The sequence below is a fragment of the Agrobacterium larrymoorei genome, from assembly GCF_030819275.1.
Classification (GTDB): Bacteria; Pseudomonadota; Alphaproteobacteria; order Rhizobiales; family Rhizobiaceae; genus Agrobacterium; species Agrobacterium larrymoorei_B.
The window spans coordinates 598,168-624,450 of the sequence record NZ_JAUTBL010000002.1 but is presented as its reverse complement, the minus strand read 5'-3'; the positions used below and the strand labels follow the sequence as shown (position 1 = coordinate 624,450).

Genomic DNA, 26,283 nt, shown 5'->3' with positions numbered 1-26,283 from the left:
GAGCATCATCAGCTTTCGTGACTTGTGGCAAAGCTCTCTGGATCGAAGATTTGCCCATCGAAGAAGGTATCCGGCCCGAGGAGAAGCGGTGCTCGATCGGCGCCTACATAGACCCTCGTATGAAGCGTTCCTTCCAGCTTCATGTTCGCCGCCGGCACAGGCGCGAAGATCGGCTTTACGGCCTTGCGGAATATGTCAGGCCGGAAGACGTCGGCAGCGGCTTCTCGAACGCTCTCAGCGGCGGCGATATGAGGCGGGCATTCGTTCCAGCGGAGCATCTGGTTGAAGAACCAGAGGGCTTGGCTTTGCCAGGGGAAGTTCACCGCGTTCGCACTTACGCAGAAGAAGTCATGGCATTCCAACAACCGCGCGGGTGAATGTGGGATGAAACCGGATAGCGAGGCAAGAATGTGCTCGACGTCACAGGAAAGATAGGCAGGCGCGGCCAGAAGATTAGCCAGTTCCTCTCTGTTAGCGACAGACGCACACCATTCGCCCGCGCGGTAGAAGGCGCGCAGGATCGCGTGCAGCGTCTGCTCGTTTGTCGCCGCCCATTGCTTCGAAACGGCAAGACCCTTTTCGGGCCCGTTTTGCCAGATGTGGGATTTGGTCGTGACGATCCGGCCTTCCTCTTCCATCGCGACCAAGCTTCCATAGGGCTCACCCGCATAGAAGCCGTCGATGCTACCCTTTTGTAGCAGGCCGGGCATCTCAGCGGGCGCCGCTTCCAGGAGTGTCACGTCTTGCTTGCCAATCAGGCGCGTGCTGGCGATGAGATAAAGAAGCTCATAGGTCGATGTCGCAGAGGGGTGCTCCGTGGCGAATATGAGGGGCGGCAGATCAGCCTTTTGACGCGCCAGAGCGACGCGCGAAAGCGCTCGGGCTACCGATCCCGGATCCGGGATTTTCATACCCTGCTCGACCAGATCATCATATAGCAGAGAGCTGACCACCAGCGTGGAGCCACCGGTCGCGAGAATGAAGGGAATGATGAGATCCGCTTCGACTTCAGACGATGGCAATGAGAGGGCCACCGGTAACGACACGGACAGATGCGCGCCATCAAGTTCAGCAGACGACCATGCGTCGAGAATGTCACGCGGGCCGTTCATTCTGATCAGTTCAAGGGCGACGCCTTCGTCGGCGGCAAAACCCTTTTCAAATGCTGCGACGAGAATGGCGCAGTCTACGGTAGGAGAAAACGCTGCCCTGAAGCGCCGTGTTCCTGCCAAATCAGTCTCCTCTTTGCCGAGAGTAGGAGGATCACTCACACTATCCCGGATAACAACAGGAAAAAGAAAAAATCCCTATTTTATCAAGCCCACGCGCAAAGCCTTTGCGACAGCCTGCGTCCTATTGACCGTATCGAGCTTTTTTGTCGCGCGATTGAGGTAGTGATTGACCGTATGCTCGGAAAGCGTGAGGATATCGGCGATCTCAGCACTTGTTTTTCCCGCCGCCGTCCAGTTGAGGCAGTCGATCTCGCGGTCGGTCAACGTCTCGCTGATTCGTGAGTCGAGGCTGCGAACATGGGCAAGATGTCCGTAGACATGTGCGGATAGGTAGAAGATTTCCGCGACCTCGGAGGGAGAAAAGGACGACCTGCTCCCCGAGAGAGACACCGCGCCGCGCGTGCCCGTCATATCCTGCACCGGGCACCATACAGAATTCATCATCTCGAAGCGGGCAAACAGGCTCTTGGACTTGTCCGCCACGACTGGCCGCAAGCCGTGGCTGATGAAGTCCTGGTTGACGACGAATGGCGCGCTCGCCTTCTTCAGCGCGCTATAGACGTTGCTATCAATGAGAAGTCCGTCATTATCATATTGCTGAAGCAGATCAGCTGGCCAACTGGTGATGACAGTGCATTGGGACAGCGTCAGAGACATCTGAAGCGGCAGATTCATCACCATGAACGCTTTCATACCCCAGCTTTCCGTCACGCGCTTCATGAAACGGAAGATGTCGTACTGACTTTCCAGACAGGCCAACTCGGAGACGCTGTCTGCCCCCATAGGAGAAAATTTTTCTGGTTCAGCGACAGACATTCCCAATGATCTTTACAATGGACTAAATTAAGAAAAACGTAAAAAGAGAAACATGAGTAATATAGTTAGCCAAATACAGATTTAACGCAAACGAAAGTTGGTAAGCGAGCGTACATAACCTGGGTAGAGTTGTAACTCTTTTTAGAGATGCGCAAATTTCCACCTCAGGGAGAGGGCGCAAGACGCAGCGCAGCATCGTTAGAAATTCGTCTTGCAATGTCTGTCACGAGCGGGGCCCAGCCTTCCAGTCGCTCGCGTGTCAATCGGTAAGCTGGCCCGGTCACAGAGATCGCGGCATAGAGCCCCGGCCTGTTCGTTTCGATCGGCACGGCAATGCATTGAATGCCCTGTTCGTGCTCTTCAAGATCAAAGCCATAACCACGCTCGCGTATCGTCTGGATATTTTCCAGCAGGGCCACCTCGCTGGTCATGGTGTTCGGTGTGAAGGACGTCAGCGACAGAGCCTTGATGGTTTTGAGCAACTCGTCCTGCGTAAAGAGTGACAGGGCCGCCTTGCCGACACCGGTGCAGTAGAGCGGCGAGGTGCGGCCGATCTGCGAATACATCCTGACCGCATGTTTACCGTCGATCTTGTCGAGATAGATGATTTCAGACCCGCGGACGACGCCAAGATGTACGGATTCACCGGTCTTTTCATGCAGATCACGCAAGTGAGGCGCGGCAACCGTGCGCAGATCGCTTCCACTCCAGGCTTTGGCTGCGAATTTCAGCAGCCTAATTCCAGCGCTATAGGATTGATCGCTGTTTTGCTCAAGAAGCCCCTCTTCCACCAGATGAGACAATTGCCTGTGCAATGTGCCCCGCGGCTGCCCGGATTGTTTCAGAAGATCCGTAAAACGCGGCGGTTCTTGCGCCATCACCACCATCTCAAGCAGAGAGATGGCTTTGCCGAGCGTACCGGTCGAGTTGTCTTTGCTTCCAGTATCAGGAGGGTTAGGCACGCTATTTTCTCCGAAGGCCGCGCGACTGCGCTTGACATCGCGAGCAACACAAGGCGATTATTCCATTTAGTAAAACCTAGTTCCATATATTGGAACTTTCAACCATTAAGTTGATGTCGTCATGAACAGCCATCTCAGCCCGTCGTCGGAATTTTTAAACAGAGGTGTTCTGATCACCGGAGGTGGATCCGGCATCGGAGCTTCTCTGGTGGAAGCGTTCGTCCGGATGGGTGCCAAAGTCGCCTTCATCGATATCGATACGCGCGCGAGCGAAGCGCTTGTCAGCAGGCTTTCAACGGGAGACAGCATTGCTCCGCTCTTCCTACAGGCAGACTTGAGAAACCAGTCGGAGCTCGCCGTAGCCGTGAAGGCCGCGGGAGATGCGCTGGGCGGAATCAGGGTTCTCATCAACAACGCGGCCTGGGACGACCGGCATGATATCGACACCGTCACCAGCGAATATTGGGATGCCAACCAGGCTGTCAATCTGAAGCAGGTGTTCTTCGTCACCCAAGCCGCACTTCCCTATCTGAGACAAGAAGAGGGTGCGTCCATCATCAACTTCTCCTCGATTTCCTACCTGCTCAATATGGGCGATTTGCCCGCCTATACGGCGGCCAAGGCAGGCATCATCGGACTGACGAAGAGCCTTGCAGGCCGACTTGGACCTGAGACCATCCGCGTCAACGCGATCCTGCCCGGCATGATCGTGACCGAGCGGCAGAAGGACCTCTGGCTCACGGACGAGTCCATAACCCACACCATCAACCGTCAATGCCTCAAGCGGACCTTGACCGGCGAGGACCTCGTCGGACCCTGCGTCTTTCTGGCTTCGAATGCCTCCGCCGCCATGACCGCGCAAACAATTATTATCGATGGAGGTCTTCTATAATGTCAGATGCTGCATTCGTTGCCGTGGACTGGGGCACGACCAGCTTCCGCCTGTGGCTTATGAACCGCTCAGGCGAGGTTCTCGCCGAGCGGCGCAGCTCCGAAGGCATGACGACTGCCATGCGCACAGGCTTTGCCGAGGTTCTGGCATCGCATCTCACGGCAATCTCCGCGCCGGAAGGTCTGCCGGTGATTGTCTGCGGCATGGCAGGCGCTCGGCAGGGCTGGGTCGAAGCTGGATATGTGGATGTCCCCGCCAATCTGTCCGAAGTCATGGATCGCGCAACCCGCGTGCCGGAGCGGACGAGCGATATCCGCATTCTTCCTGGCCTCGCACAAAGAGCAGAGAACATGCCGGATGTGATGCGAGGCGAGGAAACGCAGCTTCTTGGCGCCTTATCGACCGATCATCGGAGCGGGTCGCAACTCGTCTGCATGCCGGGCACCCACTCCAAATGGGTTCGCGTCAAGGATCTCAACGTCACGCAATTCTCGACCTTCATGACCGGCGAGATTTTCGATGTCATTTCGAAGCACACCATTCTTTCCCACGCGCTAGCGGATGCCGAAGCCTTTAGCGGCGACCTTCCGGCGTTTAGCGATGCGGTGATCGACATTTACAACAATCCGCAAATGGCGACGAACCGCTTCTTTACCTTGCGGTCCGGGCAGTTGCTGCATGGGCTCTCGCCAACAGATGCCAAAGCCAGACTTTCCGGAACCCTGATCGGCATGGAGATTGCCGGCGCGCATGCCAGTGCGCCGCGCGATTCCTCTGTCATCCTGATCGCCTCGGGCGGCCTTGGTGAGCTTTACAAGGCGGCCTTCAACGCTCTTTCCATCAGCTTTACCACAATTGACGCCGATGATGCGGTTCGCCGGGGGCTTATTGCCGCTGCGACATCCATCTGGCACTGAGGAGTTTCAAGCCCGTGTACGTTCCCTTCCCCGACATGAAGTATCCGCTCGTTGCCATTTTGCGTGGCATTCGCCCTGAAGAGACTGAGGGCGTTGTTGTTGCCCTGCTGGAAAGCGGCCTTCGCGCCATCGAGATTCCCTTGAACTCGCCGGATGCGTTTCGCTCCATCGAAATCGCAGCCAAGCTTGCGCCCGCCGATGCCCTGATCGGTGCGGGTACCGTTTTGACCGTCGATGACGTCGCACGGCTCGATAGCGCCGGTGGCAAACTGATGGTCAGCCCGAATGTCGATACCGACGTGATTACGGCGGCACGCGACAAAGGCATGGTGACGATGCCGGGTGTTCTGACACCGACCGAAGCCTTGCTCGCCCTGAAAGCGGGGGCGACGGGCCTCAAATTCTTCCCCGCAAGCGTACTCGGCCCCTCGGGCATCAATGCCATTCGTGCTATTTTGCCGAAGGATACGCTGGTCGCTGCAGTCGGCGGCGTGTCGGACAAAAACTTCTCCGACTACACGAGTGTCGGCATCAAGGCGTTTGGCCTTGGAACAAGTCTCTACAAGCCTGGTATGAGTGCAAGTGAGGCCCGTGAACGGGCAGAGATCACCATCAAGGCTTATGACGTGGCCGTGGGAGGATAAGATATATGGCGACCAATCACCCGTTTCAGGGCAAGGTTCTCGACAGCACGCAACTGATGCTGGGTGAAGGCCCAAGCTTCGACCCGATTTCCAAACGGATCGGATGGCTGAACATTATCGGCAAAGAGTTGCATGAACTAGACCCGGCATCGGGCGAGAAGACCGTGGCGTCTTTGCCCTTCATGGCGAGTGTAGTCGCCGCCATCGATGCGGAGCGTCAATTGCTGGGAACGGAAGAAGGCCTCTTCATCCGCAACCGATCCACCGGTGAACTCTCCCTGCACGTCGATTTCGAACCAAACAAGCCCGGTAATCGCTCGAATGACGGCAGAGTGCATCAAAGCGGCGCGCTTTGGATTGGCACCATGGGCAAAAAGGCCGAAGAGGGTGCAGGTGCGATCTATCATGTCGCCAAGGGCGTCGTCACAACGCTTTTCGATTCACTCAGCATTCCCAATGCCATCTGTTTTTCACCGGATGGCGCAATGGCTTACTTCGTCGACACCAATGTGAACCGGTTGATGAAGGTGACGCTCGATCCCGCAACCGGACTGCCGACCGGCGCTCCGAGCATTTTTCTCGATCGATCCGAGGACGAAGGCGGTATCGATGGTGCAGTCTGCGATGCCGAGGGCAATATTTGGAACGCACGATGGGGCGAAGGTGCGGTGGATCGCTACGATCCGACCGGCCGGCACACCGACCACTATGAACTTCCGGCATCTCGCACGACCTGCCCGGCCTTCTTCGCCACTGGTGCAGACCGCCTGCTGGTGACGTCCGCATTCGAAGGCCTGGAAGAGGACGAGATCAAGGCGAACCCCATGCATGGCGCCACCTTCGATCTTGGCATTACGGTCAAGGGTAGGCTAGACGGGATCTACAAGCTGTAGGTTTGGGAAACGGGAGGGCGCTAGATCCAAAATGCGCCCTTCTGACCATGCGTGCAAACCTTCAGGATTAGCTCCGCACAATCCTGCCACGACGGATGTCTAGAGTTTCCTTGTTAAATGGAAGCGCTCTAACGAGGTCAGCGGTCGGCGAAGGCTCCTCGCCGCTTCCACCGTCAAATCAATTCAAATCTGTGCTGGGAACGCGATAGCTGTCGTGCAGATAGCGGCGGGTGGATGCGGCATCTGCCGGGCGTCCGTAGAAATAGCCCTGCCCCATGGTGCAGCCAAGCCCGCGCAACTTGTCGGCCTCGCTGCCATCTTCAATCCCTTCGGCCACGACCTCCAGGTCAAGGCCATCGCACATGGCGACGATCGCCTTGATGATATGTTCCGATGGCCGGTCGGTACTAATGCGGGAAACGAAGGCGCGGTCGATCTTGACCTTATTGAAGGTGAAGTCGCGGAGGCGGCCGAGACTGGACTGTCCGGTTCCAAAGTCATCCAGCGAGATGCGTACGCCGGCCTGTTGAAGCTCCGTGATGATGCGCTGCGCGGTATCTGCCGAGCTCATTACCGCCGTCTCGGTAATTTCCAGTTCCAAACGCCGCGGATCGAGGCCAACGCGGCTGAGAATGGAGAGAATATTGGCCGCGGTCGACGGATCCATCAATTGGGCGGACGACAGATTGAAGGAGAGAAAGAGTTCACGCGGCCATGACAGTGCAGTCTCGGCTGCCTTTCGCAGCAGGGCTTCAGACAGCGCGTCGATGAAGCCGCGCTCTTCCGCCAGCGGAACGAATACATCCGGTGGCACGAAACCGAGATCCGCATCATGCCAGCGTGCCAAGGCCTCGAAGCCAACGACCGAGCTGTCAGCCAATCTAACGATCGGCTGAAAATGCACATCGATGGTGTCATTGATGATCGCGTTTCGAAGCGCCTGTTCCAGTTGCGTGGCGCGCTTCATCTCCTGGGCAATTTCGCGGGAATAGACGGTGATCTGACCGCGTCCGCGGCGCTTCGACCGATAAAGTGCAGTCTCGGCACTTTTCATCAAGTCTTCGAATTCCTCGCCTGCGAATGGGTAGATGGCGAAGCCGAACGAGGAGGACAGGCGTACATTGCGATCGCCAAGATCATAGGGTGCCGACAGGACATCCTTGATCATCTGGCCGAGACGTTCGGCACCGCTGCGCTCGAAAATCAGCGGCAGGATGAAGGCGAACTCATCGCCATCATGGCGCGTGACGATCGATCCATCCATCATGCAAGCTTTCAGCCGGTGCGCCACCTGGCAGAGAATCTCGTCTCCGGCATGGGCACCGAACAGGTCGTTGATCGGTTTGAAGCCATCAATATTGACGATACCCACCGCAAAAGGCGCAGGGTCTTCCGCGCGTTCGGCCGCCAGCAATTTTATCTTGTCGCGCAAGCGGTACTTGTTACCGAGCCCCGTCAAAGGATCGCTATACGCCATAGCCTGCAATTCTTGCTCACTGATAAGCGGAAGGTTCGGCCCGGACGAGTTCATTCACATATCCTGTGGGACTGCGGTGGTCGGTAGTATTCGTGGCCCGCAATTAACAAAGAATATCGGCACGAATACGAAATCCCACCACCACGAACATGTGTGCGGTCATCCATGAAGGCTATGGGAGTAACGCGGCAAAAAACGCTTCAGCAGCGCATCGATTATATCTGGACTGATGGGTTTGAGCAACATTTCATCCATGCCAGCATCGAGGCAGGCGCGCTGATCCCCCTCGAAAGCGAGCGGAACGACGCCGATCAGGGGCGTTCTATCGCCCGTCAAGGATTCCCGTTCCCGGATTTGTCGAGCAACTTCGAAGCCATCAATATCGGGTAGAGTTGTGTCCAGTAGGACAACCGAGGGCTTTTCCGACAGGAAAAGTGCCAGCGCTTCATTGCCCGATTGCGCCAGCCTGTATTCGATCTGAAGGCCTTCCAGTATTTGCGAAAAGACGATCTGGTTGATCTTGTTGTCCTCAACGACGAGAACATCGAGCTTCGGACGGTTTAGCGATTCGTCATCGCTGTTGATCACGACCCAATCGTCGTCCTTGCCCCTGCCCTGCTGGATGGTTTCAAGCGAGCGGAAATGACGTGTCAGCATATTGACCAGCGAACTACCGATCTCGAATTCATCCACCGTCATCACGCCGACGCCGAATGTCGTCGGCACGTCGAGGCACTCGAGCGGCAGTTGCACGTCGACGACAACGAGGTCGATATTCACGCCCATGGATGCGGAAAAGCTCAAGAATGCTTCCTGCTCCTGGAGCCCGACGGCAACCGCGCAATCCACACCGATCGTCGTCAATCGCTTGCAAGCCGCATTGCCGGCCTCGGCATCCTGCATCACGAGAAGGACACGACGGCCCTTCATCACCAATGATGCCTGGTGATTCTCATCGTCCATGTAAGAACTGCGCAGGAAGGACAGGTGCTCCAGCCCCGGGATGATGCGCCTGCCATCCGGCTGGGTCACCGCAAAGGCTGTGACGTCATCCATCGTCGTCACCAGAAAATAATGGCCTGGTTTGCCAACCCTGTGTTTCCGGGTGATGACGAGGATCTCATCGCCGGTGAGCAGCGTGACCATTTCCGGCAGGATGGCTGGAACGCCGGTCTCCAGCACTCGCCTGTCCATCGCGTCGATCCGCGTCGCCAGCTCATGCGAATGAAGATCGAAAACATTGCGGCCGAGGACGAGGTCCGGTGAGGTCTCAATCAGCGAGCAGCCGGCCTTGTTAACGGCTGAATAGATGCGGTTTCTATCCTTGACGAAGATGGAAAGTGGAAGGTTGTCGAGAATTTCCTCGGTGATCTGGACGCGCTCGACATCGGCGCGCCAATGATCCTCACGTCGCTTCTGCTCGGTGATGTCAGCCACTGCACAAATGCAGAAACCAGAAGGAACACGCCGCTTGGTGAAACGCAGCCATCGGTCGCCCGGACGTTGCTCTACCGTTTCCGACCGCTCCGCCCAATGGGCCGCGAGGCTCTTCGCGATCCATTCCTCGCGATCGACGCGGCTGCCACGCAAAGACGTTTCGCCAAAGCCAGCACGATCATAAATGGCGCCGAGAACATCTTTCAGCCTGGTGCCAGGTGCCACCTCTGCCTTCTCGAGCGGCAGAAGCGTGAAAATGCGGTGGCTGGCAAACACAAGGCTGTCGTCACGATCATAAAGGAGAATCGCTGCAGACATTGCATCGCTGATAGCGTCTAGCACCGCCGCTTGAATGGCCACGCCGTCTGGCGCTAAATCATTCATAACAATTCCCTACACACGTTTCGAGAACGCGCTCAATTCATCTTGAAAACCTGCAACAGCAATAGGCTTTGGCAATAATGGGAACATGCGGGCAAGACGCTCGAAAACCCTTCAGGATCAAACAGGACGGCCCCAGCGCTTCCGTCATGCCCATATCAACCACCCTAAAAAGGCAAATAGATCACTCATTCAAGCACGATCAGTGATACCGCTCCAGGATTAAAGACCTCTTAAACTTGAAAAAAGAACAATCCTGGATGGGCGAGACAGGGAACGTGTTTTGGGTGGAGAGGCGCGAATTTCTCTTTCGTTGGAGCCACGAATCCGCGAGAATGGCCGCATGTCCATCAAGCAGCTTTCAGAAACCCTGATCAACCAGATCGCCGCGGGTGAAGTGATCGAGCGCCCGTCGAGCGCCGCGAAAGAACTCATCGAAAACGCCATCGATGCCGGAGCGACCCGGATCGAGGTCGCGACGGCGGGAGGCGGCAAGGGTTTGGTCCGCATTACCGACAATGGCTGCGGCATGTCGGCCCCCGACCTCGAACTCGCGATCCGCAGGCATTGTACCTCGAAGATCTCCTCGACGCTCGACGATATCCGCACGCTCGGTTTTCGAGGCGAAGCCCTGCCCTCTATCGGCTCGGTTGCGAAGCTGACGATCACCAGCCGTGCGCAGGGCGCGACCGAAGGTGCGATCATATCCGTTACAGGCGGCAGGGTCTCGCCAGTGCGTCCTGCTGCCGCAAATACCGGAACGATCGTCGAGGTGCGCGACCTGTTCTTCGCCACGCCAGCGCGTTTGAAATTTCTGAAGACGGAGAAGGCCGAAGCTGCCGCCATTACCGAGATCGTCAAGCGCATGGCGATCGCCTTCCCGCATATCCGCTTCGTGCTCTCCGGCACGGATCGCTCGACGCTGGAATTGCCATCGACCGGGGACGACCATCTGGCCCGCATGGCGCAAATCCTCGGAGCCGAGTTCAAGGACAATGCCATCGAGATCGATGCCGTGCGCGAAGATGTCGAGCTTACCGGCTTTGCCGGTGTTCCCACCTTCAACCGTGGTAACTCCGCGCATCAGTACATGTTCGTCAACGGCCGCCCGGTGCAGGACAAGCTGCTGCTCTCGGCCATCAGAGGCGCCTATGCCGAGACGGTGCCGCATGGCCGATATCCGGTTGCGGTGCTGTCGCTCCGCCTCGATCCGGCGCTGGTCGATGTCAACGTGCACCCGGCGAAATCCGACGTGCGCTTTCGCGATCCCGGCCTCGTCAGAGGATTGATCGTTGGCGCGGTCCGCCAGGCGCTATCCCGCGAGGGAGACCGCGCCGCGACCACAGGCGCCTCACAAATGATGAATGCGTTCCGACCCGGCTACAGTCCATCGACGGTCAGACCCTTTGCCTCGCAGGCCTGGACGCCAGCGACCTCCCCATCCAGGCCGCTGGAGATATCGGATGGGCTGGCTCTGCGCGAACCGGCGCAGTCGCAATTTATCGACATCACCATGCCGACGGCACGGGCGGAAGTCTTCCACACGGAAGAAAAGCCGGTCGCGACCCTCGAGCCATCGCGCTTTCCGTTGGGTGCGGCACGCGCGCAAGTGCATGCCAATTACATCGTGGCGCAGACTGAGGACGGGTTGGTGATCGTCGATCAGCATGCCGCGCATGAACGCCTCGTCTTCGAGGAAATACGCAAGGCGCTGCACGCCAAGCGGCCCGCGTCGCAGGTTCTTCTGATCCCGGAAATCATCGATCTTCCCGAAGAGGATTGCGACCGGCTGATGGAGCATGCGGATGGCTTCGACAAGATGGGGCTTGCCATCGAGCGTTTTGGACCGGGCGCAGTCGCGGTTCGCGAGACGCCCGCCATGCTGGGTGAGGTCAATGTTCAAGGGCTCGTCCGGCAACTGGCAGATGAGATCGCCGAATGGGATACGGCCAGCAGTCTCTCCAGTAAGTTGGAATATGTTGCTGCCACCATGGCCTGCCATGGCTCTGTTCGCTCCGGACGGCGGATGCGGCCCGAGGAGATGAATGCGCTTTTGCGGCAGATGGAAAACACGCCGGGCTCCGGCCAGTGCAACCACGGCCGCCCGACCTACATCGAGCTGAAGCTTGCCGACATCGAAAAGCTCTTCGGCAGAAGCTGAGGCTACTAGAATTACAGGCTGCGTAGGAATAGAGATCGCATCCAGAGATGAGAAGACCGAGGAGACGCACGCGCATGAACAGATTTGACGGTGGACAACGGGAAGCGAAGATCGAATATCTCGATGGCGACCTGCGTATCGTCCAGACCGGCTCCTATGTGGTTTGCGCCATGACGGGCGTTCAAATTCCAGTCGATGAATTGCGCTACTGGAGCGTCGCACGCCAGGAGCCTTACGCGGATGCTGCGGCCTCTGTGGAGGCGGAAAAGCGGGCGGGCGCCCTTCCGAACCAGAAGCGCGCGTAAAGAAAATCACACGAGCCTTAATGTTCAAATCGTCATTGTGAGAGAACCGATATGTTCGGATATGTTGCGGGGTTACCTGCATTTTTAAGCTATTTCGCATTCGGACTTCTTGCCTATGCGGTGTTTGCCGGCATCTACACGCGACTGACACCTCATGACGAGATGCGGCTGATCCGCTCCGGCAATCTCGCCGCTACGATCGCGTTTCTGGGCGCGCTTGCAGGCTTCGGACTGCCCATGGCATCGGCCGCTGCAAACTCCGTCAACATCATCGATTTCGTTATCTGGTCGATCATCGGCATCGTCGTCCAGATCCTGGCCTTCTACGTCGCGCGCGCCAGTCTGCCCGGCATTCATGAGAAGATCAGCAGAGGGGAAGTTTCCGCGGGCGTTTGGGGCGGCGGAATCGCGCTCATCATCGGCATCCTCAACGCTGCCTGCATGACCTACTGAGGAGACTTCGCATGAAAAGACGGATGCGAAGTCACGCAAGACCGGTTCTTGCGCTAGGGACGATCACCGTATCGGGGTTGGCGCTCGCAGGCTGCGGCGAACAGCCTCCAGATGCCTTCGTCTTCAAGTCGACGCAGCAATGCGTGATGAGCGGTATCGGGGCGGACGTCTGCGATGTCGCCTTTCGCGACGCTACGACCGACTACGCAAAGAACGCGCCGCGATTTGCCGACCAGGCGAGTTGCGAAGACAGCTTCGGTAGCGGGCTCTGCACTCGATCTCCACGGACAGCGCAGGACGTCGCGCCCTTCATTCCGGCACTGACCGGATTTTACTTGGCGCGCAACGTTCGCTCGGTTTCAGATTACTATGCGGATCGCAAGCGGCAGGAAGAGGAAGCCGCCACCAGCTCCGGCAGTGGTGGAGGCAGCAGCGGTGGTGGAGGCGGAAGCGGTTCATTTCGCTCCGGCAGCGGCTCGGCCGTATATAAGGATCGGCAGGGCACCGCCATGGTGGCGCGAAGCCAGGGCGACCAGGCTGGCAGCAACTCCTATCGCTTCCTGAAAAATGTCAGCTACGGCGTTCCGGAAACAACCGCAAGGAGCGGTTTTGGCCATTGGAGCTCGTCCAGCCACTATGGCAGTTGAATGAAACGCATCGCCCTTCCTGAAAGACCCGACTGGCGCGAACAGGCAAAGTCCGTGGGTTTCGGGTTTCATGAAATGTATGGCGAGCCCTATTGGGTCGATAATGCCGCTTACCTCTTCAATTACGATCAGATCGAAGAGGACATCGAAGCGCCCTCGCAGGAACTGCATGAGATGTGCATGGACCTTGTGGCGGATGTCGTGACCAGCGAAGAGGCGCTTGAAAAGCTTCAAATTCCAGAAGAGATGCGAGATGCGGTGCGCCAGTCGTGGCTGCGGGGCGACCGGCATCTCTATGGCCGGTTCGATCTTGCCTACATTGGCGAGGGCCCGGCAAAGCTTCTCGAATATAATGCCGACACGCCGACCTCGATCTTCGAGAGCGCCTATTTCCAATATGACTGGCTGACCGACCAGATTGCCTCAGGCGCGTTGCCGAAAGACGCCGACCAGTTCAACTCCCTTCAGGAATGCTTGGTGGAAGCCTTTCGCCAGTTTCCGACCGATAGCGTCTTTCACTTTTCAACGATGTTGGACAATGAAGAGGATCGCGGCACCACGACCTATCTGATGGACTGCGCCATCCAGGCCGGCCACCATGTGGAACTCATCGATATTCGCGATATCGGCGTGGATCGAACTGGACGCTTTACCGACCTTCAAGATCGTTTGATCGAACGCTGCTTCAAGCTCTATCCATGGGAGGTGATGTTCGAGGAGCCTTTCGCAATACATCTGCCTACGGCAGGTGGCGTGTTCATTGAACCTTTGTGGAAGTCCATTCTCTCCAATAAAGGCATCCTGCCGCTTTTGTGGGAGCGTCATCCAGGACATCCCAATCTTCTGCCGAGCTATTTTGCCGACGATCCGAAGGCGCGTAGTCTAACCGATTACGTCAGGAAGCCGCTTTTCTCGCGGGAGGGGGAGAGCGTCTCCTTGTTTGAAGACCAGCGACTGGTTGCTGAAAATCCCGGCATTTATGGCGCGGAAGGTTACGTGGTGCAGGCGCTGGCGCCGCTTTTCGATGTCGATAACGTTCACGCCATTCTGGGAAGCTGGATCGTTGGGGATGTGGCCTGCGGCCTGAGCATTCGCGAGGATGAAAGCCGCATCACCACCAATCTCTCGCGCTTCGTGCCTCACCTTATCGTCGACTGACGACAAGAGGCCTCCGCCTCTTCTTCAACTTCTCTGCCTACAGCATCGGCCCCAAAAATCGGAATCGATGAGAGTCCTTCGTGCTCTAGTTCAGGAACCATCAAGGGGACCCGATGTTCGGTGTGCCGTGCGATCATCAGCACCAACATTTGGGAGATACACATGGCAGAGAAAAAGCTCGACGATCTTTTCTACGACACGCTGAAGGATATCTATTTTGCAGAACGCCAGATCTTGAAGGCCTTGCCCAAGATGGCGCGAGCAGCCAGCAGCGACAAGCTGAAAGCGGCATTCGAGAAGCACAAGGAAGAAACCCAGGGCCAGATCGAGCGCCTGCAGGAGATCTTCGAAATCATCGGCAAGCGCGCTCAGGGAAAGACCTGCGAAGCAATCCAGGGCATCATCGCCGAAGGCGAAGAGATCATGGAAGACTTCAAGGGCAGCCCGGCCCTCGATGCCGGCCTCATCTCCTCGGCTCAGGCTGTCGAACATTATGAGATGGCACGCTATGGCACGCTGAAGGCATGGGCACAGCAGCTTGGTCACAGCCAGGCCGTGCAGCTGCTGGACGCAACGCTGAAGGAAGAGACCAAGACGGACGAAGACCTGTCGTCGCTCGCAACTGCGTCCTTGAACGCATCTGGTAAGAAAGCCGCCTGATATCGAATACCGTCACGAAAAAAGCCGGGGCATTCGCTCCGGCTTTTTTGTTGCGATGATTCTGCTTGCCCATCAAGCATTCCCAATGGTTTGAGAATTCGGTCGCGCCTCAAGGCGCCTGTGTGGAAGGGTTACGATCAACGCCTACTGTGGGCGGGGTTGCACCGGATGGCGGGTTGTTATCGAAAGCTTGTCCACCCTGCGCGCCGGGATTGACCGTCTGGCTTGAGGTTGCAGGACCCGGAGGCGGAGGCGTTTCCGTGGTCGCAGGTGCAGTGCTCTCGCCCCAGATTTCTGCGGCCAGCCACACGGCCAATGCCAGAACAAGGCTAACCACAAGGATGACCAGCACCGGCTTACCCTTGAAGCCCTGACGGGTTTCGCGCGGAGTGAACGTCTTCTTTTCCGCATTCGTATGCTGCATAATCTCTCTCCTCCTCCGGATAAGAGCCCAAATTGAGCTTCACTGGGAGGTAAAAGAGTTGCAACGGCCGATTGTTCCTTTGTCCCGCAGAGGCGCGGGACAAGGTTATCGATCTATTGCGGCGCAAGACGCCGCGTCCGGCAGTTTTCAAATGCCATATCGATCATCGCCGAAGCCGCCATCGGATCGTCGAAGATCATATCGATCTCAACAACCCGACTGCTCCAGAGAAGTTCGGCCGCTTGTCCGGGGAGGCCCGCGAGGCGCACGGCATCTTTCGCCGTGGTTACCGGCAGGAGATCGAGCTTCCTCGCTTCCTCCACCATATCGGCAAGCTCGTCCTCGCTGAACTGATGATGGTCGGGGAAGGACCGTTCAATGACGATCTCAGCGCCTAGGGACTCGACGGTGCGATAGAATTTGCTGGGATCGGCAATACCAGCGAAAGCCAGAACACGTTTTCCGGCAAAGCCGGGCAGCGGGCGCGGCTCGGTCGAGGCGACGAAGACCGGTTTTGCCGCGCGGGCGGCCGTTCGGATAATCGCATCCGCAGCATTTCCATCGCCCACCTTCAAAATAGCGGTGGCTTGGCGCATCTGTTCGGCCAAAGGGGCGCGCACCGGACCGCCCGGCACAAGATGCCCGTTGCCAATTCCCCGCCGCGTATCGATGACAACCAAGGCGTAGTCGAGCGTCAACCTGGCGCTCTGAAAACCGTCATCCATGATGATGAGATCGACGCCCTCTTTGACGAGGCGTTCGGCACCCTCGACGCGTTTGCGCGAAATCACCGTCGTCGCCTCGCGCGCAAGCAGGAGCGGTTCGTCACCCACCGCAGCAGAGCGATGATGATCCGGATCGACCAGCGTCGTGACGTCCAGCGTGCCGCCATAGCCGCGGCTGAGGAAGCCGGGCTTCAACCCCTTGTCGAGCGCTGCGCGTGCGATGGCGATCGCCGTCGGCGTTTTGCCCGCGCCGCCCACGGTGAAGTTGCCGATGCAGATGACCGGAACGGGAAGCGAGGCTCGCCGTACCGTTTTCATGCGGTGGCCCGCCACCCGGCCATAGAGATAGGAAAAGGGGCTAAGAGCCCAGGCTTCCCAGCCAGCTTTTCTCCACCAGAAGGGCGGCGCTTCCGAAACCATTGGCCTTATGACCCCCAATTACATTTTATGGTAGTGAGAGCTAAAGCATGTCGCGCAGAAGTGTCCAGCGCTTTTGCGACATGGACATGCGACAATGTGACGATGGCGGGACAATCGTCCGAAATCAGACAGAAGCGCGCTCCGGCAGCAAAGCTTCGAGACCGGTGATGTCATCGAAACAATAATCGCCATCGGCCGCGAGGCTCTCGCGCGATCCGGTGCCGGTGAGCACGCCGATGCGCAACCCCGCCCCCGCATTGCGTCCCATATGCAGATCGTGATTGTTGTCGCCGACGACCGCCACTTGCTCTGGCTTCAGGCCGGTCGCCTGGCAAAAACCAAGAACCATGCCCGGCTGCGGCTTGGCGCCATGGCCGCTATCATAACCCGCGACGAAATCGAGATAAACATCGAAGCCGAAGCGCTTTGCCAGTTCCCGAATGGAGGCTTCATTGTCGCTAGAGGCGACACCGAGCTTATACCCTCTGTCCTTCAGCTTTCCGAAGAAAACTTTCAGGTCCGTGACCGCTACGGACTTGCTCGCCGCGTCGGTAAACAGCCGATCAAGCCGCTCCGTCAAAGGCTGCAAAGCGCACGGCGATCCGGCTGCTATCAAGCCAGCCGCGATTTCCGCCGTATTGCCTGCCGCCAGCAAGCTGTCGGGTTTCACATGGCCGGTGATCGGGTCCATGCCACAGGCGAGAAGAAGACGGTCCGCAAGCGCTGCATCGCCTTCAGCGGCGATCGCCGCCAGTTCGCGGTTGACCGGACCCCAACTGGCGTCATAGCCGATCAAGGTGCCATCCTTATCGAAAAGAACAGCGGCAATGGCGGCGGCGGATTTCATCGTAGGCTGTTGGTCCAAGGCTTCAGCCCACCGCGCTGCGTGGCTGGAGCTTGGCAGACACCGTCAATGGGTTGATGTAGGGCGCAAGCGCCTTCAGCGTCAACGACAGAGCACCGCGCATGTCCTGGATAACCCGGCCGCCCGCATCGATCATCTTGTAGCGCTCATTGTCATTGGCCAGCAGGTAGTGCACTGCCTTAGCCAGCATCTCGACATCGCGGACGATCCGACCGGCGCCGGAGCGCAGAAGCTTCTGGTAGGCTTCGCGGAAATTCTGGACGTGGGCGCCGGACAGAACCGCACAGCCAAGCATGGCAGGCTCCAGCGGGTTCTGGCCGCCTTCCGCCATCAGCGATCGGCCAACAAATGCCAGTTCCGTCAGACGCAGGTAGAGGCCCATTTCCCCGATGCTGTCTCCGAGGAAGATATCGGTCTCGGGTGTGATGATATCATTGCGGCTTCTGCGCGCGACCGTAAGGTTCATGCCCTTCAGCATGGCTTCGATTTCATCCGCGCGTTCCGGATGGCGGGGAACGATGATCGTCAACTGGCCATTGCGGGATTTGATCGCGACATGAACGGTGGCGGCTGCTTTCTCTTCACCGTCAAAGGTGGAAATCGCCGCCCAGGTCTTTCGATTGCCGATCTGACGCTTATAGATGTCCAACTGCGCCGGATCGCAGGGCGGCGGATCGGTATCGCCCTTGAGATTGCCCGACGTGATGACCGGCCACGAGCCGAGGTCTCTGAAACGTTCCGCATCCACATCCGACTGGACGACGACAAGCGCCAGCTTGCTGAAGAGCGCTTCGGCGATATCGGAATAGCGCTTCCACCGGTCGAAGGACCGGTCGGAAATACGGGCATTGACGCGAATTTGCGGGATGTGCCGGCGCTCAAGCTCCATCATCGTCACCGGCCAAATTTCCGATTCAGCGGTGATAGCAGCGTCGGGCGCCCAATAGGTGAGAAAGCGATTGATACAAATCTTGATGTCGAGCGGCACATATTGATGAATGACATCATTGCCAAGCCGCGTGCGGCTGATATCGGCCGACGTTACCGTGCCGGTGGTCAAAAGCACATGGATATCGCGTTTGCGGATTTCGCGGATGAGCGGGACCATCGCCAGGGTTTCGCCCACGCTTGCCGCATGAAACCAGACCAGCGGGCCGCGTGGGCGCTCAGCACTCGGATAGCCGAAACGTTCAAGCCGCCGGTGTTTATCCTCTTTGCCTTTCGCTGCTCGATAGGACAGGTAAGGCCGGGTGAAAGGATAGGCAGCCATGCCCGCCATTCTATAACCCGACAGGGCGAAACGTGCGATCCGGCTGTTCATACGATGCTGCCCTCGATCACTTTGCGCAATGCTTTTCCCCCGTTAACGTCGCCGGCTATGTCTGATGAAAATGCGTCTTTTTTGTTATGATCGGGTCAAGGCAGAAAAATGTCGCTTAACACCCAATATGTTGTGCATCTCCCTGAGGGAGACGCACTACCAATATGCACAACGAATTATAGTAGAGAATAAATGGGAGGAAAGACGTTATTTGCTCTGAGGGTCCAAAAGACGATGCATATGCACTATGAAATAGCGCATGTGGGCATTATCGACCGTCTGTTGTGCCTTTGACTTCCAGGCGCTGAGTGCAGTTGCATAGTCGGGGAAGATGCCGACGATATCGAGTGCGTTCAGATCGCGAAACTGTACATCCTGGAGATTGTCGAGTTCGCCGCCAAATACGAGGTGAAGGAGCTGTTTCTTGGTGTTCGCTTCGGTCATGTCCTGTCGTCTCTTCTTTCTTCTCAAAGGCCTTCAAGCAAGCCTTCATCTGCTGGATTTTACCGTAAAAATCAACCTCTGGCCGATCGTCCAAGCTGCATCAACAGGGTCGGCAAGATGTGGTTCGCGGCAGCGCAAAGAGCGCCATGTCTGACCTGCGCCCGGTTGTATATCAATGGTTTGCCGTCGAGATCGACGAGCTGACCGCCCGCCTGCTGCAAGATCAAGTCGGCGGCCGCGAGATCCCAGTCATGCGAATTTGGGAGAACCAGGGTCCCGTCTATCCTTCCGTCGGCCACCATGGCGAGGCGGTAGGCCAGTGAGGGCACATGCGGGATACGCCGAACCAAGGGTTTGAAGTCTAGTGGCAGGCGCGCAATCACTTCCTCGGGAGCAGCAAGCTGGATCGGTCCGACAACCGTCTCCGTGATGTGAAGCACCTCACCATTCTTTACAGCCTCAGCGCGCTGAAACGCTGTGAACTCCTCACCCAAGGCTGGCGCTACCAGGGCTGCGACCACCGGTCTGCCTTTGTGGACAACGGCAACACTGACGCACCACGTATCCTTGCCGTTGATGAAGGCGCGGGTGCCATCGATCGGATCGACGACGAAGAGCGTGTCGCACGACAGGCGCTTTTCATCATCGGTGGTTTCTTCCGATAGCCAGCCATAATCCGGGCGGGACGAGCGGAGCAGTCTTTCGAGAATGTCATTGGCAGCATAATCAGCGGCACTCACCGGCGAGCGACCGCCATCCTTCCACCAGACCTCAGGGTCCTTGCGGAAATACTGAAGGGCCACCTGTCCTGCCTCTCGCGAGGCATTCAAAACAAGGTCCAGATCGGAGCGCCAATCGGCTCCAGAGGTATCAATGATCATACTGCCGTTCTGCGCGTATCGCACATTTCCATTGTGCTTTCACATGCGCATGGGGAAGATGCGAAAGCAACCGCCGAATGGCGATTTCAGCGTCCCGCTATCGTCATGCCTTCGATGGCAAGCGTGGGTGCTGCCACACCATATTTCCGGTCCACGTCATTTGCAGGCGTGACGCGCATGAACATATCCTTGAGGTTGGACGCGATCGTCACCTCGGAAACGGCGAAAGAAGCTTCGCCATTCTCGATCCAGAAACCGCTTGCACCACAGCTATATTCACCTGTGATCATGTTGGCGCCGTGGCCAATCAGTTCGGTGACGTAGAAGCCCGTGCCGACTTGACGGATCAGGTCTTCCGGCGAGATGTCGCCAGGCTCCAGCGCCAAGTTGGTGGATGCGGGCGACACGGAGGTGCCACCGCGCACGCCGCGACCATTGGTTTCAAGGCCGATCTCCCGGGCCGTGGAGGTAGAGAGGAACCAGTGGTTCAAGACACCGTCCTCGATCATCACCAGCTTTTCACCGCGCACGCCCTCGCCATCAAACGGGCGCGAGGATGGGCCACGGACGATCTGCGGATCGTCCGTGATGGACAGGCCCTTTTTCAAAACCTGCTGGCCCATCTTGTCACGCAGGAAGCTGGTCTTGCGCGCCACCGACGCACCATTGATCGCACCCGCAATCGAGCCGACGAAGCCGCGCGCGATACGAGGATCGAACACGACCGTGATATTGCTGCCGGTATCGACCTGTCTTGGGTTGACGCGTCTGACGACCCTTTCCCCGGCGCGGCGTCCAATCTCTTCCGACGCATCGAGATCGGCGAAGTAAAGACGGCTGTCGTAATCGTAGTCGCGCTCCATCTTCGTGCCTTCACCGGCAATGACGCTGACGGAGCGGCCGAAACGGCTGCCCATATAGCTGCCGGAAAAGCCATGAGAAGTGACGAGAACAAGGCCACCCATGCCGCTGGAGGCACCGGCTCCAGAGGAATTCGACACGCCCTTCACCGCAAGCGCTGCTTCTTCTGCTGCCAGTGCCGCATCACGAAGCTGGTCGGTGGACACCTCTGTTGGATCGAACAATTGAAGGTCGTCATAGGAGGTCGCAAGACGCTCCTTGTCGGCAAGACACGCAAAGGGATCTTCGGGCGAAACCTTGGCCATCGCAACGGCGCGCTCGGCAAGCGTCTTGAGGTCGAAACCCGGATTGGCCGAAACACTTGCAACCCGCTTTCCGACAAAGACACGCAACGAGAAATCATCGCTCTCGGAGGATTCCGTGCTTTCGACCTTTCCAAGCCTGACGCCCACCGACTGCGAACGGGAGCGCACGATCACCGCATCCGCCTCATCGGCACCGGCGCGCTTGGCGAGAGTGACGAGTTCGCTTGCGCGGTCAAGAAGCTTGGAAGAATCGATTTCTGAGGACATGAGGCGGGCCTTTCGTTGACCTTCATTTATGGCCGAGCTTTTGCCGCATCAAGGTCAAAGCGCCATTTCACCTGCATTTGAGCAGAAGCGTTTAGATATCCAGGCCACGCCCTCGGTGAAACAGCTCGATCTGCATGTCGATCTGCCGCTTCAGATCGTCCTTGATGCCATCCGATTCGGCCAGAACTTCATTAGCCTTGAGAAAATCCAAGACACGGAAACGGTTGACCGGTGGACGCAGGAAGATATGCGGCGGGCGCATGCGCAGCTTCAGTCCGATAGCAGATTGCATCATCAACTGGCTGGCACCGAAAAGGCTTTCGATCCGGCTTGGCATGGTGGTGCCGTCGCCCTCGGGTCCACCCACGACATCGACAGCGATGACGATATCGGCATCGTCGAGAAGATGCTCGTAAGGAACAGGATTGAAGATGCCGCCATCGATCATAATGCGATCATTCATGCGGATCGGCATGAAGAGAGCGGGAATAGCCGCCGATGCAGCGAGCGCCTGGCGCAGATCGCCGTCCTGGCAGATGACTTCCATCTGGGCGTAATAGTCGGTTGCGATCACCTTCAACGGAACACCGAGTTCGGCAAAATCGCGCGGCAGCGCAGAAGGCAGAAGCGCATCGAGAATGAGTTCGAGATTGAACTGGCCAAAACGAAAGCCGAAGGCAGCATGGCGCATGGAAGCTGGACCGAGGCTCCAGAGCTTGTTGGCAACGCTTCCCTTCTTGCCCATCAGGGCCAAAGTGTAATCGCGGATTTCCTTGCCGCTCATGCCGGCTGCCATGCCTGCACCCATGATGCCGCCAATAGACGCACCGGCAATGGCACTTGGACGGATGCCAAGTTCGTCCATCGCCTCGATAACGTTGATGTGGCAGATGCCCCGCGCACCACCACCGCCGAAGGCAACGGCAAAGGTAGGATCGCTTCTCTCCGGCGGCATCTCTTTGCGCTTACGCTTTTTGTCGGAGAGTTTCTTTTTCTTCGCAGCCAAGAGAACAGCCTCATTTCCTGTCATGCAGTCGCGCCTGAGCAAAGCGGCTTGGCAAAGCATCCGGGCAAAGCGTCGCGACGGTCATCCCGGACTGGCTCTATGACATAAAGACGACAGGACAGTGACGCGTACGGCTCTCGCCTCGCGTCAACGAAGGTGCTTCAGGGCTCGTAGCGGTAGAAATGCATTTTGGTATCGCCGAAGGTGCGGCTTTCCAGCGGCTTGAAGGCGGTGTCAACCATGACGGCCACATCGCCTTGTTCTTCCAAAATCGCCAGTGCACCCGGCACAAGCCAGCCACCGAGATGGGCGGCCTGGAAGGCCTTTTCACCTAGGGCCTGACCATAAGGCGGGTCAGCGAAGAGCAGATCGAAGGGTTCGATATTGTTGACGCCCCCGAGTTTCGTTGCGTCACGACGCAGGATTCGAGCGCGGCCATGAAGACCGAGCGCATCGATATTCTCCCACAAGAGCCCCCTACCCTCGACGCCGTTTTCGACGAAAAGGGCAACACGACAGCCGCGCGAGAGCGCTTCGAGACCAACGGCGCCGGTGCCTGCAAAGACATCGAGAATGCGCGTACCGTCGAGGCTTTCGGGGTAAGCATGGCTCAAAATATTGAACAGGCTTTCCCGCGTCCGGTCGATCGTGGGTCTGATGGCATTGGATTTGGGCGCGGCCAGACTGCGTCCGCGAAACTCACCGCCGACGATCCGCATTAGGCGCCGTTCCCTCGCGAACCGCCTCTTGGACCGGAGGGTCTACCACCAGAGGGCTTGCCACCTGGTCCACGACCACTGCCGCCGCTCGAACCTTTGCCACCGGAGCCGCGGTTGCCGCCCTTGCCGCCAAAGCCCTTCGCGCCGCTGCCGCCGTCGGAGCGTTCACCACGCGGTTTACCGAAACCGGATTTGCCGCCTGATGGCTTGCCACCGGAAGGCTTGCCGCCAAACGGTTTTGCGCCACGCGGCTTATCGCCGAACGGGCGCTCGCTGCGTGCCGGGCGATCACCATCCTCACGCGGCTTGCGATCACCAAACGAGCGCTCACTGCGGGCAGGACGATCGTCGAACGAACGGGCTGGACGATCCGAACGGTCGGTTCTCTCGCCAAAGGATCTTTCCCCGCGCGGGCGATCATTGCGGGGGCGATCACCGCGCTCACCATCCTCGCGCGGCTTGCGGTCGCCAAAGGGGCGGTCGCCGAACTTGCGGTCGCCGCGTGGCTTATCACCGAAAGAGCCGCGTGCGGGACGATCGCCCGCTTCGCGTGGCTTGCGGTCGCCGAAGGAGCGATCACCGCGGCCACGACCGCGACCTTCATCGCGTCCGGCCTCGTTGCTCGAATCCGAGCGGATCCATTCGCCCTCATCATCGGCGTGGCGCACGACAGCGCGGCGAGCCTCGGCCTGTGCCGATGGCTGCTTGAAGACGCTTTCGGCTTCCGCACGAGCGGAGAGCTTACGGGCCTTGCCGTCGCGGGTCGGCTTGGCGCCAGGTGCCATCCAGACATTGGCAGTGCGGTTGCTGCCAAGGGGCGGACGCTTCGGACCGCGTTCATCGGCCTCTGCTTCGTCCCTGCTCTTTCCGGCGAACTTGCCGCCAGTCTTAGCACCTGGCTTCGCTCCAAACTTGCCAGCCGGCTTATCAGAGCGCTTGCCATCGAAGCGACCAGCGGAACGTTCGTCACCGTCGCGGGACCGGCGCTCGGCCTGGTCCTGCTTGCCCCACTCGGCCTTCGCTGGTTTCGCAGGCGCTTCGTCCTCATCTTCTTCGGACTTGTGATCATAGATCGGCGCATCGAAGTTGGCGCCAGCAGCCTCTATGAGGCGCGGACCCAACTGGTCGCGCAGCATGCGACCGCGGACCTCGATAACCTGGCCTTCCGGCAGATCGCCCAGCTGGAACGGTCCGTAGGACACACGGATCAGACGGTTGACTTCAAGGCCAAGCGCGCCAAGCACGTTCTTGATTTCGCGGTTCTTGCCTTCGCGAAGGCCCATGCTGATCCAGACATTGTGGCCTTGCGTGCGGTCGAGCGTCGCATCGATCGCGCCATAGAGAACGCCGTCAACGGCAATGCCGTCCTTCAGCTTGTCGAGTGCTGCCTGATCGACCTCGCCATGGGCGCGGACGCGGTAGCGGCGCAGCCAGCCAGTGGTCGGCAACTCAAGCACACGGGACAGGCCGCCATCATTGGTCAGCAGCAGCAGGCCTTCAGTGTTGATGTCGAGACGGCCGATCGAGAGAACGCGCGGCAATTCCTTCGGCAGGTTGTCGAAGACGGTCGGACGGCCTTCGGGATCGGAGTTGGTGGTCACGAGGCCCGCAGGCTTGTGATAGAGCCACAGGCGGGTGCGCTCTGCGCCACGGATCGGTACGCCATCGACTTCGATCTTGTCATCGAGCGTCGCATTGACGACCGGGCTGTCCAGCTTGACGCCGTTCAAAGACACGCGGCCTTCCATGATCATGCGCTCGACATCGCGGCGCGAGGCTACGCCTGCGCGCGCCATGATCTTGGAAATGCGCTCTGGCTTGGAAGCGACCGTTTCTGCCACGGTCGCGGCTTCCGGCTTTTCCCTGAAAGGCTTCTTTTCACGCGCGCGTGACGCGTCGGCTGACGGCTTGCCCGATGATTTCGGCTTCCTGTCACGGTCGAATGTCTTGCCACCGGCGCGCTTCGGCTTGTCTTTGAATGTCATTTGTTGTTTGCCTGTTGTTTGCCGTGTCCTATCAGGTCACGCGGCGACGGTTAAGAGGAAATTGCACGAAGCATGGCGGAAACGACGCATTTCATGGACATTGCGCTGGAAGAAGCGCAGGCAGCGGGTGCCCGTGGCGAAGTACCCATCGGTGCCGTGCTCGTTTATGAAGGCCGCGTGATCGCCCGTTCCGGTAACCGCACACGGGAATTGAACGATGTGACGGCCCATGCCGAAATCGCCGTGATCCGCATGGCCTGTGAAGAGCTTGGCCAGGAGCGGCTGCCCGGCGCCGATCTTTACGTCACGCTCGAGCCTTGCACCATGTGTGCTGCGGCGATCTCATTTGCCCGCATCCGCCGGCTTTATTACGGCGCGAACGACCCTAAGGGCGGCGGCGTGGAGAGCGGCGTTCGCTTCTACAGCCAGTCGACCTGTCATCACGCACCGGAGGTCTATTCCGGCTTTGCCGAGATCGAGAGCGCCGAGATCCTGCGGAGCTTCTTTCAAAACAAGCGCGACTGAATAGGCTGAGAATCAGGCCTCGGCAGCAAAAGCCTTCAAAACGTCGCCTGAAAGACGGTAGCGCACCCATTCGTCCTGCGCTTCAGCGCCAATGGCTTGATAGACGCGGATGGCCGGCTCGTTCCAATCCAGAACGCTCCACTCGAAGCGGCCACAGCCCTTTTCAACAGCAATCGCTGCCAGCCGCTTCAGCAACGCTTTTCCTGCTCCGGAACCGCGCGCATCCGGTGTGACATAGAGGTCTTCCAGATAAAGACCGTTCCTGGATAGCCAGGTGGAATAGGTGAGAAACCAGACGGCAAAGCCGATTGGCTGGCCATCGCGTTCGCAGATCAGCGCTGAGGTTACGGAGCCCTCACCGAAAATGGAGGCCGTGATGCTTTCGACCGTGGCCTTAACCTCGTGCTCGGCATTCTCATAAATCGCCAACTCGCGAATGAAGCGCAAAATGGTGGGCGCATCAGCGGCAACCGCGTCCCTGATCAGCAGCGTCAAGACAA

Annotated in this window: 27 protein-coding genes; 11 read left to right on the top strand and 16 right to left on the bottom strand. The window is 58.3% G+C overall.

Annotation, left to right across the window (positions count from 1 at the left end):
* Positions 1 to 8: 8 nt before the first annotated feature.
* From QE408_RS11535 to QE408_RS11525, 3 genes are all read right to left on the bottom strand, one after another.
* Positions 9 to 1,232: an ABC transporter substrate-binding protein gene (locus QE408_RS11535; RefSeq protein WP_306931288.1), complete on the bottom strand. Its 1,224-nt coding sequence runs from the start codon at positions 1,230 to 1,232 to the stop codon at positions 9 to 11.
* A 75-nt stretch (positions 1,233 to 1,307) separates the two neighbouring features.
* Positions 1,308 to 2,048: a helix-turn-helix transcriptional regulator gene (locus tag QE408_RS11530; protein WP_306931286.1), complete on the bottom strand. Its 741-nt coding sequence runs from the start codon at positions 2,046 to 2,048 to the stop codon at positions 1,308 to 1,310.
* 164 nt (positions 2,049 to 2,212) lie between these two features.
* Positions 2,213 to 3,010 carry an IclR family transcriptional regulator gene (locus tag QE408_RS11525; RefSeq protein ID WP_306931284.1) on the bottom strand — a complete coding sequence of 266 codons (798 nt, stop codon included), beginning with the start codon at positions 3,008 to 3,010 and terminating at the stop codon, positions 2,213 to 2,215.
* 121 nt (positions 3,011 to 3,131) lie between these two features.
* Between QE408_RS11525 and QE408_RS11520 the strand changes: the two genes are divergently transcribed.
* From QE408_RS11520 to QE408_RS11505, 4 genes are read left to right on the top strand one after another with little or no spacing between them, the layout of a single operon-like run.
* Complete coding sequence (locus tag QE408_RS11520; RefSeq protein ID WP_306931282.1) at positions 3,132 to 3,902, top strand: SDR family NAD(P)-dependent oxidoreductase; 771 nt, start codon at positions 3,132 to 3,134, stop codon at positions 3,900 to 3,902.
* Positions 3,902 to 4,819: a 2-dehydro-3-deoxygalactonokinase gene (locus tag QE408_RS11515; RefSeq protein WP_306931280.1), complete on the top strand. Its 918-nt coding sequence runs from the start codon at positions 3,902 to 3,904 to the stop codon at positions 4,817 to 4,819. The genes QE408_RS11520 and QE408_RS11515 overlap by 1 nt, the downstream gene beginning before the upstream one ends.
* Positions 4,820 to 4,854: 35 nt before the next feature.
* Positions 4,855 to 5,463, top strand: a complete 609-nt coding sequence (locus QE408_RS11510) for a 2-dehydro-3-deoxy-6-phosphogalactonate aldolase (RefSeq protein ID WP_153312338.1) — start codon at positions 4,855 to 4,857, stop codon at positions 5,461 to 5,463.
* 5 nt (positions 5,464 to 5,468) lie between these two features.
* Positions 5,469 to 6,356: an SMP-30/gluconolactonase/LRE family protein gene (locus QE408_RS11505; protein ID WP_306931277.1), complete on the top strand. Its 888-nt coding sequence runs from the start codon at positions 5,469 to 5,471 to the stop codon at positions 6,354 to 6,356.
* Positions 6,357 to 6,534: 178 nt separating this feature from the next.
* Here the strand turns inward: QE408_RS11505 and QE408_RS11500 are convergent, their stop codons facing one another.
* Together QE408_RS11500 and QE408_RS11495 are read right to left on the bottom strand one after the other, a co-directional pair.
* Positions 6,535 to 7,887: a putative bifunctional diguanylate cyclase/phosphodiesterase gene (locus QE408_RS11500; protein WP_306931275.1), complete on the bottom strand. Its 1,353-nt coding sequence runs from the start codon at positions 7,885 to 7,887 to the stop codon at positions 6,535 to 6,537.
* A 105-nt stretch (positions 7,888 to 7,992) separates the two neighbouring features.
* A complete protein-coding gene (locus tag QE408_RS11495; protein ID WP_306931273.1) occupies positions 7,993 to 9,654 on the bottom strand; it encodes a response regulator in 1,662 nt (553 codons plus the stop codon).
* A gap of 340 nt (positions 9,655 to 9,994) precedes the next feature.
* On the opposite strand from QE408_RS11495, the gene mutL reads away from it, so the two are divergent.
* The 6 genes from mutL to QE408_RS11465 all read left to right on the top strand — a co-directional run bounded on the left by mutL (position 9,995) and on the right by QE408_RS11465 (position 15,035).
* Positions 9,995 to 11,812: a DNA mismatch repair endonuclease MutL gene (gene mutL, locus QE408_RS11490; RefSeq protein ID WP_306931271.1), complete on the top strand. Its 1,818-nt coding sequence runs from the start codon at positions 9,995 to 9,997 to the stop codon at positions 11,810 to 11,812.
* Between the two features lie 74 nt (positions 11,813 to 11,886).
* Positions 11,887 to 12,117, top strand: a complete 231-nt coding sequence (locus tag QE408_RS11485; RefSeq protein WP_306931269.1) for a DUF2093 domain-containing protein — start codon at positions 11,887 to 11,889, stop codon at positions 12,115 to 12,117.
* A gap of 51 nt (positions 12,118 to 12,168) precedes the next feature.
* Positions 12,169 to 12,570: a DUF350 domain-containing protein gene (locus tag QE408_RS11480; protein ID WP_306931267.1), complete on the top strand. Its 402-nt coding sequence runs from the start codon at positions 12,169 to 12,171 to the stop codon at positions 12,568 to 12,570.
* 11 nt (positions 12,571 to 12,581) lie between these two features.
* Positions 12,582 to 13,217, top strand: a complete 636-nt coding sequence (locus QE408_RS11475) for a DUF1190 domain-containing protein (RefSeq protein ID WP_306931266.1) — start codon at positions 12,582 to 12,584, stop codon at positions 13,215 to 13,217.
* Complete coding sequence (locus tag QE408_RS11470; protein WP_306931263.1) at positions 13,218 to 14,375, top strand: glutathionylspermidine synthase family protein; 1,158 nt, start codon at positions 13,218 to 13,220, stop codon at positions 14,373 to 14,375.
* 162 nt (positions 14,376 to 14,537) lie between these two features.
* On the top strand, positions 14,538 to 15,035 hold the full coding sequence (locus QE408_RS11465) for a YciE/YciF ferroxidase family protein (RefSeq protein WP_306931261.1): 498 nt from the start codon (positions 14,538 to 14,540) through the stop codon (positions 15,033 to 15,035).
* 109 nt (positions 15,036 to 15,144) lie between these two features.
* Here the strand turns inward: QE408_RS11465 and QE408_RS11460 are convergent, their stop codons facing one another.
* The 10 genes from QE408_RS11460 to QE408_RS11415 form a co-directional block, all read right to left on the bottom strand.
* Positions 15,145 to 15,459, bottom strand: a complete 315-nt coding sequence (locus tag QE408_RS11460) for a hypothetical protein (protein WP_306931259.1) — start codon at positions 15,457 to 15,459, stop codon at positions 15,145 to 15,147.
* 113 nt (positions 15,460 to 15,572) lie between these two features.
* Positions 15,573 to 16,604, bottom strand: coding sequence for a tetraacyldisaccharide 4'-kinase (gene lpxK, locus QE408_RS11455; RefSeq protein WP_306931257.1), 1,032 nt, complete (start codon positions 16,602 to 16,604; stop codon positions 15,573 to 15,575).
* 124 nt (positions 16,605 to 16,728) lie between these two features.
* Positions 16,729 to 17,451: an HAD family hydrolase gene (locus QE408_RS11450; protein WP_306931255.1), complete on the bottom strand. Its 723-nt coding sequence runs from the start codon at positions 17,449 to 17,451 to the stop codon at positions 16,729 to 16,731.
* Positions 17,452 to 17,473: 22 nt separating this feature from the next.
* A complete protein-coding gene (waaA, locus tag QE408_RS11445; protein WP_306931253.1) occupies positions 17,474 to 18,790 on the bottom strand; it encodes a lipid IV(A) 3-deoxy-D-manno-octulosonic acid transferase in 1,317 nt (438 codons plus the stop codon).
* Between the two features lie 207 nt (positions 18,791 to 18,997).
* Entirely contained in the window at positions 18,998 to 19,234 is a 237-nt protein-coding gene (locus QE408_RS11440; protein ID WP_306931251.1) for a DUF4170 domain-containing protein, read from the bottom strand.
* 71 nt (positions 19,235 to 19,305) lie between these two features.
* Complete coding sequence (locus tag QE408_RS11435) at positions 19,306 to 20,115, bottom strand: 3'(2'),5'-bisphosphate nucleotidase CysQ (protein WP_373465541.1); 810 nt, start codon at positions 20,113 to 20,115, stop codon at positions 19,306 to 19,308.
* A gap of 86 nt (positions 20,116 to 20,201) precedes the next feature.
* On the bottom strand, positions 20,202 to 21,548 hold the full coding sequence (locus tag QE408_RS11430; RefSeq protein WP_306931250.1) for a TldD/PmbA family protein: 1,347 nt from the start codon (positions 21,546 to 21,548) through the stop codon (positions 20,202 to 20,204).
* A gap of 91 nt (positions 21,549 to 21,639) precedes the next feature.
* Positions 21,640 to 22,503 (bottom strand): patatin-like phospholipase family protein, encoded by an 864-nt coding sequence (locus QE408_RS11425; protein ID WP_306934773.1) that lies wholly within the window; start codon positions 22,501 to 22,503, stop codon positions 21,640 to 21,642.
* A 212-nt stretch (positions 22,504 to 22,715) separates the two neighbouring features.
* Entirely contained in the window at positions 22,716 to 23,273 is a 558-nt protein-coding gene (gene rsmD, locus QE408_RS11420; RefSeq protein WP_306931248.1) for a 16S rRNA (guanine(966)-N(2))-methyltransferase RsmD, read from the bottom strand.
* Positions 23,273 to 25,258 carry a pseudouridine synthase gene (locus tag QE408_RS11415; RefSeq protein ID WP_306931246.1) on the bottom strand — a complete coding sequence of 662 codons (1,986 nt, stop codon included), beginning with the start codon at positions 25,256 to 25,258 and terminating at the stop codon, positions 23,273 to 23,275. Before QE408_RS11415 ends, rsmD begins: the two co-directional genes overlap by 1 nt.
* A 72-nt stretch (positions 25,259 to 25,330) precedes the next feature.
* Here QE408_RS11415 and QE408_RS11410 point away from each other — a divergent pair, with 72 nt between their 5' ends.
* Positions 25,331 to 25,783: a nucleoside deaminase gene (locus QE408_RS11410; protein ID WP_306931244.1), complete on the top strand. Its 453-nt coding sequence runs from the start codon at positions 25,331 to 25,333 to the stop codon at positions 25,781 to 25,783.
* Between the two features lie 12 nt (positions 25,784 to 25,795).
* Here the strand turns inward: QE408_RS11410 and QE408_RS11405 are convergent, their stop codons facing one another.
* Positions 25,796 to 26,278 (bottom strand): GNAT family N-acetyltransferase, encoded by a 483-nt coding sequence (locus QE408_RS11405; RefSeq protein WP_306931242.1) that lies wholly within the window; start codon positions 26,276 to 26,278, stop codon positions 25,796 to 25,798.
* Positions 26,279 to 26,283 lie beyond the last annotated feature (5 nt).